This window comes from Moraxella sp. HMSC061H09 (assembly GCF_001809255.1).
In the GTDB taxonomy this organism is placed as follows: Bacteria; Pseudomonadota; Gammaproteobacteria; order Pseudomonadales; family Moraxellaceae; genus Moraxella; species Moraxella catarrhalis.
Genome location: NZ_KV796860.1, coordinates 61,021 through 73,426 on the forward strand (window position 1 = coordinate 61,021; position 12,406 = coordinate 73,426).

At 43.9% G+C, this 12,406-nt stretch carries 12 protein-coding genes and 2 tRNA genes; 8 read left to right on the plus strand and 6 right to left on the minus strand.

All coding sequences use genetic code 11. The features are described 5' to 3' along the window. The 3 genes from HMPREF2573_RS08590 to rsmH all read right to left on the minus strand — a co-directional run. On the minus strand, positions 1–1,721 hold a 1,721-nt coding region (locus HMPREF2573_RS08590; protein WP_228141169.1), incomplete at its 3' end, for a peptidoglycan D,D-transpeptidase FtsI family protein. A gap of 3 nt (positions 1,722–1,724) precedes the next feature. Continuing rightward, on the minus strand, positions 1,725–2,075 hold the full coding sequence (locus HMPREF2573_RS08595) for a cell division protein FtsL (protein WP_003657301.1): 351 nt from the start codon (positions 2,073–2,075) through the stop codon (positions 1,725–1,727). A gap of 29 nt (positions 2,076–2,104) precedes the next feature. Then, the gene (gene rsmH / locus HMPREF2573_RS08600) at positions 2,105–3,097 is read right to left on the minus strand and encodes a 16S rRNA (cytosine(1402)-N(4))-methyltransferase RsmH (RefSeq protein WP_003664973.1); all 993 of its coding nucleotides are present in this window, start codon (positions 3,095–3,097) and stop codon (positions 2,105–2,107) included. Between the two features lie 260 nt (positions 3,098–3,357). Between rsmH and gltX the strand changes: the two genes are divergently transcribed. From gltX to HMPREF2573_RS08620, 4 genes are all read left to right on the plus strand, one after another. Continuing rightward, the gene (gltX, locus tag HMPREF2573_RS08605) at positions 3,358–4,881 is read left to right on the plus strand and encodes a glutamate--tRNA ligase (protein ID WP_369801715.1); all 1,524 of its coding nucleotides are present in this window, start codon (positions 3,358–3,360) and stop codon (positions 4,879–4,881) included. 160 nt (positions 4,882–5,041) lie between these two features. After that, positions 5,042–5,117, plus strand: a tRNA-Ala gene (locus HMPREF2573_RS08610). 121 nt (positions 5,118–5,238) lie between these two features. Beyond that, positions 5,239–5,314: transfer RNA gene (locus tag HMPREF2573_RS08615), tRNA-Glu, on the plus strand. A gap of 108 nt (positions 5,315–5,422) precedes the next feature. Next, positions 5,423–6,097, plus strand: a complete 675-nt coding sequence (locus tag HMPREF2573_RS08620) for a metal-dependent hydrolase (RefSeq protein ID WP_003660455.1) — start codon at positions 5,423–5,425, stop codon at positions 6,095–6,097. Positions 6,098–6,186: 89 nt separating this feature from the next. On the opposite strand, the gene HMPREF2573_RS08625 is transcribed toward HMPREF2573_RS08620, so the two are convergent. The 3 genes from HMPREF2573_RS08625 to HMPREF2573_RS08635 are packed head-to-tail and all read right to left on the minus strand — an operon-like array spanning position 6,187 to position 8,971. Next, complete coding sequence (locus HMPREF2573_RS08625) at positions 6,187–7,086, minus strand: DUF3025 domain-containing protein (protein ID WP_070473199.1); 900 nt, start codon at positions 7,084–7,086, stop codon at positions 6,187–6,189. After that, positions 7,083–7,967, minus strand: coding sequence for a class II glutamine amidotransferase (locus tag HMPREF2573_RS08630; RefSeq protein WP_003660453.1), 885 nt, complete (start codon positions 7,965–7,967; stop codon positions 7,083–7,085). The genes HMPREF2573_RS08625 and HMPREF2573_RS08630 overlap by 4 nt, the downstream gene beginning before the upstream one ends. 2 nt (positions 7,968–7,969) lie before the next feature. Then, positions 7,970–8,971: a homoserine kinase gene (locus tag HMPREF2573_RS08635; RefSeq protein ID WP_070473202.1), complete on the minus strand. Its 1,002-nt coding sequence runs from the start codon at positions 8,969–8,971 to the stop codon at positions 7,970–7,972. 302 nt (positions 8,972–9,273) lie between these two features. On the opposite strand from HMPREF2573_RS08635, the gene hisF reads away from it, so the two are divergent. From hisF to thiL, 4 genes are all read left to right on the plus strand, one after another. Continuing rightward, a complete protein-coding gene (gene hisF / locus HMPREF2573_RS08640) occupies positions 9,274–10,050 on the plus strand; it encodes an imidazole glycerol phosphate synthase subunit HisF (protein WP_304439945.1) in 777 nt (258 codons plus the stop codon). Positions 10,051–10,213: 163 nt separating this feature from the next. Then, positions 10,214–10,708: a 6,7-dimethyl-8-ribityllumazine synthase gene (ribE, locus tag HMPREF2573_RS08645; RefSeq protein WP_003662899.1), complete on the plus strand. Its 495-nt coding sequence runs from the start codon at positions 10,214–10,216 to the stop codon at positions 10,706–10,708. A gap of 105 nt (positions 10,709–10,813) precedes the next feature. Then, on the plus strand, positions 10,814–11,341 hold the full coding sequence (gene nusB, locus HMPREF2573_RS08650; protein ID WP_003657283.1) for a transcription antitermination factor NusB: 528 nt from the start codon (positions 10,814–10,816) through the stop codon (positions 11,339–11,341). Positions 11,342–11,397: 56 nt separating this feature from the next. Beyond that, positions 11,398–12,372, plus strand: coding sequence for a thiamine-phosphate kinase (gene thiL / locus HMPREF2573_RS08655; protein WP_070473204.1), 975 nt, complete (start codon positions 11,398–11,400; stop codon positions 12,370–12,372). Positions 12,373–12,406: the final 34 nt, after the last annotated feature.

A 12,406-nucleotide genomic window follows, 5' to 3' on the forward strand; every position in this document is an offset into this window, starting at 1 on the left:
CCTGTTTTACCCGCCACACGATAGCCATTGATGGCGGCGGCTTGACCTGAGCCACCTGGCCCTGTCACAAGCTCCATCATACGCACAATGGCTTCGGCATGACCTGCACTAATAACCTGAGTGGGTTTGGGTATTGTTTGATCTTTGACAAGTTTTAACGGCTGCATCAGCCCCTGATTGCCAAGTGCTGCATAAGCTTGGGTCAACTGTGCTAATGTGACTTGCTGACCATAACCATAACTTAGTGTTGCACGGCGTGACAGCTCACGCTCTTTTGGAATGCTAACTCGTCCCGATGCCTCAGCAGGGAAATCCAGTGCCGTCTTGCGGCCAAAGCCAAATTTAAGCTGTGTATTAGCGATGGCGTCAGTCGGTAGATTTAACGCAATTTTTGTTGAGGCAACATTACTGGATTTTTGGATCAGTTTATCTAGCGTGATGGCGCCATAATTACCGCCGTCACGGATCGTATATCCACCCACTGACACGCTGCCTGGACTGGTATCGATGACAGAATTGGTGGTGTATTTGCCCGATTCAAGCGCGGCTGCCACCGTGAACGGTTTCATCACCGAGCCTGGCTCAAACACATCAAGCACGGGGCGGTTTCTTTCGTTAGCACCATCTCGTTCGGACAAATTATTAGAATTAAAAGATGGCCATGACCCCATCGCCAGCACTTCACCCGTCTTAACATCAACCACCATGCCTGAGCTTGAACGCGCCGACTGTAAACGCCCAACCTGCTCAAGCTCTTTATAAAGCACATACTGCAATCGTGAGTCAATCGTTAAGCGAATGTTTTCGCCTTCAATCAGCGGTTCAATTTGCTCAATCTCTTGAATGGGCTGCCGACCAGTACCACGCAAAATCTGTACCTTGCCATCTTTGCCCGCCAAACGCTCATTATATTTAGCCTCAATGCCTGCACGCCCAATATAGCCGCCTTGAGTCTCGTCACTTGACTGAGCCATATAACCCAAAAGCTGTGCATTGGGTTCAGCTTGTAAATAGTAGCGTTGAAAATACTGCTCACGACCAATGGCAAATAACCCCAAATCTGTGACGGATTTGGCAACTTCAGGTGATACACGGTTTAATAGCACCAAACGGCGTGAGCTTGCACCTTTTGGTAAAGCTTCTTTGACTTTTTGGCTATTAGAGGTGTCAAGTGTATGATCAATCCCAACGGCCGCTTCAAGTTTTTCAAGCGGATAATTTGCCGCCGCTGCCAACCTAACCAAGTCCATTTCTTTGAGTTTTTTGAGTGCTTTTTGTTTGGCGGTTTCACTTTTGGTGGTTTTTATTTCATTGTCTAAGCGATAATATTCTTCGGCATAGGCATAAGGATCAAAAAATACCGTATATAATGGTGCATTGGCAGCCAAAGGTGCACCTTCACGATCTGTGATGACACCTCGATACGCAGGTTCAATGCGTTTGCCCGTAATCAGCTCATCACCTTTATCAATAAAAAACTGCGGATTGACGATCTGTAGATAAAATGCGCGTGCAAAAATCGCCATAAATATACACAGCATCAACCCCCCAATGATCAAATATCGCCAAGCATCTTGCTTGCCACCAGCCAAATTAGCGCCAGATTTTTTGATGCGTTTTTTGGTTAAAATCCCAAAAGTCTTGGCAGACGCCTTTGGACGGTGTAAAGACGCTGCTGTCGTCGCTGAGCCAGTTTTTGGATTTTTTCTTTGTTTGGTCATGCTTTACTCGCTATTTTGGCTTGGCTCAGAGTCAGGCTTAGCACTCGGCGTAATGACACGGCGGTTTTCATTGGTCGGAAAAAACATTCCAAGCTCACTGACGGCACGCTGAGCAACTTGCGGCGTGGCACTGAATGTTTGCTGCTCAATCATCAACCTTTGCTCTTCAATTTTTAGCTCATTTAATTCACGACTGCGTTTTTGTAATTCAATATAGGCTTCGTGTCGCTCTTGGGTTTGGGTGACGATGCCCAAAGCGGTTGCAAAAATCATCACAACCAAAACCGCCAACACCAAACGCAAAACCCAAGTCATGCTTGAGTTGAGTGTTGTCATCAAAGGAGTGTTGCTCATGAAAATCGCCACCTATCAAATAAAATATATCAATCTTCGTCTTGTGCCACCAAAGCGACATCACTACGCACAGCACCACGCAGCCACGCACTGCGAGCTCTGGGATTGGCTTTAACTTCCTGATCACAAGGCCCAATACGCTTTGGTTTACCAAAATATTTTGGACGCTTAGGGATGATCGGCAGGCGTGCATCTTCTTCATACTGTCCACGACTGTGACGCTGCAAAAACTGCTTAATCAAACGATCTTCAAGCGAATGAAAACTAATCACCGCAAGCATACCACCTGCTTTTAGCACCCCGATACTTTGTGCCAAAAATGCCTCCACATCTCCAAGCTCATTATTAATAAAAATACGCATTGCTTGAAAGCTTTGAGTGGCAGGATGTTTGCCTTTTTGCCATGCAGGATGGGCTTGCTTGATGACTTCGGCTAATTGTCGTGTGGAAGTGTAATTTTGCATGGACTTAATCGCTCGGGCAATCTTGCGAGAATGGCGTTCTTCGCCATATTCATACAACACATCAGCCAGCTCATCCGCCGATACACGCTGTAACCACTCAGAGACAGGCTCACCTCGTGTGGTATCCATACGCATATCAACTACGCCATCACGCATGAAACTAAAGCCACGAGTTCCATCGTCTAACTGGGGGCTTGAGACACCCAAATCCGCCATCAAACCATCAATTTTATCAATACCCAATGCCTGTAAATTTTTTGTTAAGTGAGCAAAGCTGTCATGCACAACCTTAATGCGTGTATCTTGTGCTGCCAGACTTTTGGCGACAGCGATGGCTTCTGGGTCTTTATCAAAGACCGCCAAAGTTGCCTCAGGTGCCAAATATTCAAGCAAAAGCTGGCTATGTCCACCACGCCCAAAAGTGGCATCCACATACACACCTGAAACTTTTGAAGTGACATCGTTTAATTGTTTGACACCAAGCACCATCGCAACTGTTTCTGGTAACAAAACCGTCGTATGACTAAATTCATCAGAGGTGGAAATGGTGTTTGACATGGTGCTCACTGTGGTTATTTAGCAAAAATGATGAATGCTATGCCAGTTGCTTAGATATCTATTCGCCGAATAAAATATCATCAGATGGGAACATAACCTTACTATTTTATCAATAAATCAAAGAGTTGTGGGAAGTTTATCAAAATTTTTTGTGTACGTTATTGTATTGTTTGTACATTTTTCAATATTTTTCATCATTTTATAAAGCGTGTGACTGTCTCTACCAAAAACTGTGGCGATTTGTTATCATAGCACAAACAATTCGTTTTCCTAAGTTAGAGAAAATCATGACACGACCTGTACGCACCCGAATCGCACCAAGCCCAACTGGCTTTCCTCATGTAGGCACCGCTTATATTGCACTGTTTAACTTAGTATTCGCCAAATCCATGGGTGGTGAATTTATTTTACGCATCGAAGATACCGACCAAGTCCGTTCTACTAAGCAATCTGAACAAATGATTCTAGATGCACTAAAATGGGCTGGATTATCTTGGGCAGAAGGTCCGGATGTGGGCGGCCCGCATGCGCCTTATCGTCAATCTGAACGTGCCGATATTTATAAAAAATACGCCGAGCAGCTGTTAGATGATGGACATGCATTTCGCTGTTTTTGCACACCCGAAGAACTTGATGCCATGCGAGAAGCACAGATGGCAGCAGGTTTGCCCGTTAAATACGATGGTCGCTATGCCAATTTATCACGAGAAGAATCAGATGCGTTGGTCGCCCAAGGCAAACCATTTGTGATTCGTATGCGTGTACCATCAAACGGCGTTTGTACCATCAAAGATATGCTGCGTGGTGAAGTTGTCATTCCTTGGGAACAGGTAGATATGCAGGTTTTGCTAAAAACTGACGGTCTGCCGACTTACCATCTTGCCAATGTGGTTGATGACCATTTGATGCAAATCACCCATGTTTTGCGTGGTGAAGAGTGGTTGCCCTCAGCACCCAAGCATCAGCTGTTATATGAATATTTTGGCTGGCAAATGCCAGAGCTTTGTCATATGCCACTACTTAGAAACCCCGATAAATCTAAGCTGTCTAAGCGTAAAAATCCAACCTCCATTACCTACTATCGAGATGCAGGCATACTCCCTGAGGCATTGATGAATTATCTGGGTCGCATGGGTTACAGTTTGCCAAATGAACAAGAAAAATTCACCCTAGATGAGATGATTCAAAGCTTTGATATCCAGCGTATTTCCTTGGGCGGTCCTGTCTTTGATATTGAAAAGCTATACTGGCTCAACGGTGAATATCTGCGGACATTATCCGTTGACGACCTAAAAAATAAAATCTTGGCATGGGCAAGCGATGACACTAAACTCACCGCCATCGCTCGTGCCATTCAGCCACGCATTAATTTATTATCCGATGCAATCAACTGGGCAGGTTTTTATTTTCAAAATTTACCCGCCATCACTGCCGAAGATTTTGCCTACAAAAGCCTAGATAATGAGCAGATATTAGAAATTTTATATTTGGCGACTTGGCAATTAGAAAACTTGCCCATTTGGAGCGAAGAGAATATTTACCAAACCCTTAAAGGCTTGGCGGCACATTTTGACATTAAATTAAAAGATTTTATGCAGCCATTTTTTGTGGCGATTGCAGGCTCGACCTCAAGCACACCTGTGATGAATTCCATGCACATCATCGGTGCAGATATGACTTTGGCACGCTTACGGCACGCTTGTGAGATACTTGGTGGATTGGGCAAGAAAAAGCTCAAAAAATTAGAAGAGAAAAATAAATCTCTGCCTAATTTTTTAGCCTAAATACCAAAGCCTTATGCCATGACGGTTAGTTAATCCACTTTATGCCATAGTACTCAAGGTCTGTATTTTGCCTGTATTGTTGAAAAAATGCTTAAAAAATGCAAAAAATGCTTGACGGCTCAAATTTATTCTGTATAATACGCTGTCATTAGCTTAGTATGGGGCTATAGCTCAGTTGGTAGAGCACTTGCATGGCATGCAAGGGGTCAGCGGTTCGACTCCGCTTAGCTCCACCATAACTAATCTCGTACAAAAATGTAAGCACCTAGGCAATTTCTTACATTTTTGGCAGTTACTCATTTTTTTAATTTAAAAATAGTGACTGCTTTATTTAAAAGTCTAAGTACTTTTACTTGCGTCCCATTCGTCTAGAGGCCTAGGACACCGCCCTTTCACGGCGGTAACAGGGGTTCGAATCCCCTATGGGATGCCAATATTTTTCTTACAAAGAAGCAAATAGCCAGTCTGATCACATGACTGGCTTTTTTGTTGATTTATTTTTGCTTTAAAGTTTTGGTTAAAGCACAGTTTAAATTAAATTATGGCAAATTTTCATACACATCTCACCGCTGGTGTTATTGGCAGTACCATCATCGCCGCTTTTGGTTTTTATTTTGAATTATATGGCTTAACGACAGCGGTGCTTTGTTTGGCTGTTGGGACATTAGGCAGCCTGTTGCCTGATATTGATCTTGACCACTCAAAGCCTGCTTCTCAAGGCTTTTTAATCGCCTCATTGGTCGTCTCGACACTAATCACCATTTTATACGCCAACCGCTATCATGCTGACAGGCTTTTGATTGACTCTTTGATTTTGTGGATGGGTGCGTTTTTATTACTCAGGCTTGGCTTATTTGGCACTTTTAGTCGCCTAACAGTCCATCGTGGTATGGTGCATTCTGTGCCTTATATGGCAATGTTTGGGCTACTATTGGTATGTGGGGCGTTTTATGGACTAAAATTGACGGCATTTGTCAGCTGGCTATTTGGTGCTGCCTTATTCATGGGTGCGCTGATTCATTTGATCTTGGATGAAATTTATGGCGTCAATATTTATGGCTTAAGGCTCAAAAAATCAGCTGGTACTGCCTTTAAATTTTTTGAGATAAAAAAACCGTTTGGTTATATTTTTTTATATGTCATTATTTTGGTTTTAATTTATGTTGCACCATCATCAGCCGATTTTATCCGAGCATTGGGTCGTTTTGGCACATAAAATGGCAAGCAGTACCTTGATGAGCAGCTGGTTAAGCTGTCATTTCGCACTTTAGCCTAATAAGACGGATTAATCAATGATGATAAAACCTATGTGGTGGTTTTTGCCTGCTTTTGCCGACCTGCACGAAAAACAAACGCATCTTGATAAAAGCTTGGATCGGCATTATCCCAAAAATGTGGTACACCTAAAATTGGCAATGGATGCAAATGCTTTGGTGTCACACCCTCCACCAAAAAATCATTTAATTGATTGCATAATATCTCGTCGATACGCTTTAATTGCTCAGGCTGCGATAGCTCAAAAAACGCTTTGGGTACATGCACGATAAGCGTGTGGGCACATAAGGATTTATAAGGTGAAATCAGTTGCTCAAGCAGCGCATGCCCAAAGACAAATACTTTGGCGTGCGTATCTGGCTGTAACAGATGGTACCAATATTGGCGTGTATTCACCAAACAATTTTGCCAATCAAATGCCACCAAGGCATCACCAATCTGAGTGCCAATGGTGTCTTCGCTGACCACAAAAATTGCCCCATTTTCATCAAAAACTGTAATGGTATCACGCACACGATTTCGACCATTGCTTGTGTTTTGATGAGCAAAATGCGCAATATGCTTGGCATTTAGCATGGATTTGGTTTTTGGAAATACTGACCAAACGCACGCCCCAAACCAATCATGCAGATTGTCACGCGTGGGAATTTTGGCGGTTTGATGAATGTACATTTCGTATGCTGTGCCATGTGGCAAATCATCTTGAGCGGTGAATTGAAGCGGTGTATTTGCCACCTGTAGACAGGGATAAATATTAGATAATTGAAAATAATCATTTATCCATGCTGACAAATGCCCCCCTTGATAGGTTTCACCAAAGGCTCGATGAATATCAGCATAAGGCATCAGATGAGGCATGGCTTGGTTGATTTGCTGAAAACTTGGCCAAAAGTCCAGCTCAGCTTGAGCGATGCCTTTGATATCTTTCATACGCTAGCTCCCACACTGCATGCCAGCTTTATGCCTTCTTCAATGCTTAGATAAGTTTTTTTGCTTGGGGTGTCTTTGAACACCATCTCACCATCGTGAAAAACGATACATTCATCCACCGCTAATTGCTGCCATTGCTCATTGTCAGTCAACGGAATGGTTACCAAAATCGTGACCTTATCTTTATCAGTAGTTACATCACTAAAATTCACCGTCATCTCGCCATCAGACAGCGTCGCCTCACCAAAGGGCGCTTTGCGTGTCAAATAAAATAACAAACTGCCTGCATACGCCAATTGCCAATTGCCATTTGAAATTAAGCAATTAAACAGCCCATTTGCCGCCAAATATCGGCACTGTGCCGTCAAAAAAGCAAACAACATCTCATCAGTTGGGCGTGTTTTAAAGGTTGCTTTTAGGCGGTTTAAGAGATAACAAAACGCAAGCTCACTGTCTGTGGTGCCAACAGGTGCATAATGTTCTGCATTACCATTAGTCATCAGCCTTTGGGTGCGACGAATAAAGCCATCGCTCATCTGCCCATTATGGGCAAATGCCCATTGTTCTCCCCAAACTTCTCGCACAAAAGGATGAATATTGGCCAGTCCATGACCCCCTGTGGTTGCCTTGCGAATATGGGCAATCACATTCATCGCTTCAATGGGATAATGATTCACCAAATCAGCCACAGGCGATAAATGGCTGGGTTTATCATCATGAAACTGACGAAGCCCAATATCACCCAATGCTGTCCGCTCAAAAAAGACAATGCCAAAGCCATCTTCATGATAGTCGGTAAGTCCGCCACGCTTTCTAAACCCTGTAAAGCTAAATCCAATGTCAGTGGGTGTATTGGCATTCATTCCAAGCAGTTGACACATGATTATTTCACCTTTGCCCAATGATAACTTGCCAAGCGTTTCATCAAGTCGGGATTTTTGACCATGATGTTATCGCCTGTGCGTCCTTGTTCACGGTTGTAATAAATGACATTTAGTCGCAAAAGCCAAAAAATGGTGGCACTATAGGCAAGCATCACAGGCAAGGCGGTTTTTTCGTTGTCCGTTAAGGGGCGGACACTCGCATAGCCGTCTATAAAAGCAGTCATTTTGTTCGTGTTAAAATTCACGCTCTCGCCGTCATTGGCATTGCCCCATGTGGTACAAAAATCGTTGATGGTGATGGCAATGTCCATCAGATAATGCTCAACAGATACCTCGGTAAAATCAAGCAGTCCTGTCAGCTTTGGTGTATCGCCCGTAAAATCCCACAGCGTATTATCTGCAAACATGTCCAAATGGCACAAGCCTTTGGGCAAGTCATCAGGTAAATTGGCATAGGCTGTCCAGATATCGTTCATGAGACGAGCCTCATCGGTAGGCATATAGGCGGTTTCACGCTCTTTGACCCTTGTCCAGTCATACAGTGGTACGCCATAATCTTCACTTGGCTGCAAGGTTGTTAAAGCGTCATGCAAAGTCGCCAAAGCTTTACCCATTTCATGGCACATGGCAACATCTGTCAGCACAGGATGACTGCCTGATAACTTTGGGACGATTAAGATGGCTTTATTTTCATAACGCATCACACAGTCCTCACCAATATGATTGCCCTTGGCGGTCATCTTGATAAGCGGTGCAGCAATCGGTAGCCTGTCTTTGAGTGTGTGCATGATGGTTGCCATTTTAATGATATCATCAGGTACACGCTCTTCATATAAAGTAAAAACATGGCTAAACTCACCATCTTCATCACTGTCAGTTTGGATGAACCAGTTAGAATTTTTGATGCCTTGGGTGATGGGGGCGGCTTTTTTAAATGCTACCCCAAACAACCCACAAAAGGCAAAAAATTCATCATCAGATAAGTGAGTATAAACAGACATGGGCAACCCCAACATAAAATAAAACTATATTGTAATAGATTTTAAGGCAATTGCGATAAAATTTTTCATATTTTACCAAAGCATGCCTGCCCTTGGTCACATTTTTTATAAAATATGATCGGATGAAACACTGCCAACCCATCTTGAATGATGCATAATATTCAATTGATGTGCAAAACGATGGTAGAACTTGCTATAATGCTTGGCATAAACTGTACTTTTTATGCTTTTATCGGTTAAGCTTATGGCTTTACTGAAGCATTTGACCGTTTTTACCTTTGTTTATTGATTGTTTAAGGAAAATCATGTTAGCCAAACGCCTAATTCCTTGCTTGGATATCGAAAATGGCCGTGTTGTTAAAGGTGTCAATTTTATCGACATTAAAGACGCAGGCGACCCTGTTGAGGTTGCCAAACGCTACAATGACCAAGGTGCTGATGAAATTACCTTTTTGGATATTACCGCAAGCGTAGATGGGCGAGATACCACCTATGAGATGGTTGAGAAAATTGCTCGTACCATTTTTATTCCGCTGACGGTCGGTGGCGGCGTACGCAAGCTTGAAGACATTCGCAATTTATTAAATGCAGGTGCTGATAAAGTTGGTATCAATTCTGCTGCCATCACCAATCCTGATTTCGTCAATGATGCTGCCAGCCGTTTTGGTAATCAGTGCATCGTTGTATCAATTGATGCCAAACGAGTAGGCGACATCGATGGACAACCCCGTTGGGAGATTTTTACCCATGGCGGACGCAAAGCCACAGGCATTGATGCGGTGCAATGGGCGGTAGAGATGGCCAAGCGGGGTGCAGGTGAGCTTTTGGTAACCAGTATGGACGGTGATGGCACACGCCAAGGCTACGATTTATTATTAACACGCACCATCAGTGATTTGGTGAATATCCCTGTCATCGCCTCAGGTGGTGTGGGCAATTTACAGCATCTGGCAGATGGTATCTTAACAGGTAAGGCTGATGCGGTATTGGCTGCCAGCATTTTTCACTTTGGTGATTATACCATTAAACAAGCCAAAGAATTTATGGCAAACCAAGGCATTACCATTCGCCCAATTTAGCCCATTGGTCTACAGTCATTTACCTAAGCTTTTATTGATTAATGTTAATTTTATCGCATCATACCAATCAAACAAACTATCTTAAACAAATTATGGGTAACTGTCGGTAAATTATGATAAAATGGTTAGGATAATTAAAAGACACATCTTTTGAGAGTAGATTATGACAACTTATACCGAACAAAAAAATGCCGTAACCCATATTGATGGTGCGTTACATGAAAATGCCAATTTGCGTATTGGGATTGCCGTTGGTCGCTTTAATGGCTTTTTGGTTGAAAGTTTGGTAGAGGGGGCTTTGGATGCTTTGTTGCGTCATGGCGTGCTGGGTGAGAACATCACGGTTGTGCGTGTACCGGGGGCATTTGAGTTGCCCTTGACCACCAAACGCATGGCGGCCACGGGCAATTATGACGCCATTGTCGTGCTTGGGGCGATTATCCGTGGGGCGACACCGCATTTTGATATCGTGGCAAGTGAGTCCGCCAAAGGTTTAAGCCATGTGGCTTTGCATCATGACATTCCTGTCATTAATGGCATTTTGACCACCGAAAACATTGAACAAACCATTGAACGAGCTGGCACAAAAGCAGGCAATAAGGGTTATGAGGCCGCCATGACTGCCATTGAAATGGTCAGTGTCTTAAAGGCTCTTTAACCCAAAGTATTTACCCAGATTTCATCATAAAAATAGCATCGCTGTCTGGTTTTTGATTTCCCCATTAAAAGATGATTTTAATGCAGTATTATTTTAAGGCCGAATATGACCATCCCCAACCCCCAAAATGACCAATTTGACATCAACGAAACTGGCTATAAAACCAGCCATACCGCCGTACGCAAGGCTCGCCGTTTTGCTGTGCAGGGTCTGTATGAATGGCTGATGACTGATTACCGCTTTGCCAAACAAAGACGAGATTTGTTAGGGGGTAATGAGCCACATACCATCGCCGCCCGAACTCGTGCCGATAATGCCATGCACACCGTACATTTGGGCTATTATCATGAACTGATGCGTAATATCCCTGCCCAAATTGATGAATTAGAATCCCTGATTGTCAGCCAACTTGACAGAGAGTTATCCAAACTTGACATTATCGAACACGCCATTTTACTCATTGGCACTTATGAGCTTAAACATAGCCTGCATATCCCCTACAAAGTGGTGTTAGATGAAGCAATGAAGCTCAATGTCCATTTTGGGGCAACCGATGCTCATAAGCTTATCAATGCCGTCATGGATAAGATTGCCAAAAATGTGCGTCAGCCAGAGGTGCAAGCTGATAAATAAAAACACGGATTGCTCTTTTTATCCGCTAAGTTTTGTCCATCAACCCATCACCCACCATGTCCGAATTTTCCCTAATCCATACCCATTTTAAGCACCTAACCGCCCCCCACCAACATACCGTGTTGGGCATTGGTGATGACTGTGCCATCAGCAACATTCCCTCAAACAGTCAGCTGGTCAGCTGTGTGGATACGCTGGTGGCAGGACGGCATTTTGTCCATGAGACCAGCCCCCACGCCATCGCTTATAAATCGGTGGCGGTCAATCTGTCCGACCTTGCCAGCATGGGAGCGACGCCTTATGCCATTTTGGTGGGCTTATCCTTACCAAAGTCCATGGCAAATGACGACTTTTGTCAGGCATTTGCAGGGGGTTTGGCGGCTGCTTGCACACCGTTTGGGGTAGAGCTGATTGGGGGAGACACCACAAGCTCACCCATTTTAACGATTTCAGTAACGGCACTTGGATTTGTGCCACATGGGCAGGCAATCACACGCCAAGGGGCATGCGTGGGCGATGTGGTGTGTGTCAGTGGTACGGTGGGGCTGGCAAGCCTTGCTTTGCATGGGATTTTGGACAATTTACATGGAGACGGACACGCCAACCGACTGCCAGAGAGCTTGCCTGAAAAATTACGCCAAGCCATGCAATACCCTGCCCCACAAGTGGCACTTGGCAGGCAGCTCATCGGCTTTGCAAATAGCATGATAGACATCTCGGACGGTTTGGGGCAGGATTTGGGGCATATCTTAACCGCTTCAAATGTCGGTGCGGTGATTGACCTTGATGCCATACCCAGTGATGCCTTGCTTGATGCCTTGCCCCATGCCCAAAAATGGCAACATCAAATCAATGGGGGCGATGATTATCAGTTGTGCTTGACCATGACAAAAGCAAATTTTAAACAATTTAATCAATCATATCCAAACAGCATCTTTGCCATTGGTGAAATCGTGGCACAAGAAGGGTTAACATTGATTTTTAATCATCAAAAAGTGGATTTAACAGTACAAGGGTGGGAGCATTTTTAAAATCGCACCACTTAAAATTACCCCCATTAAAAAC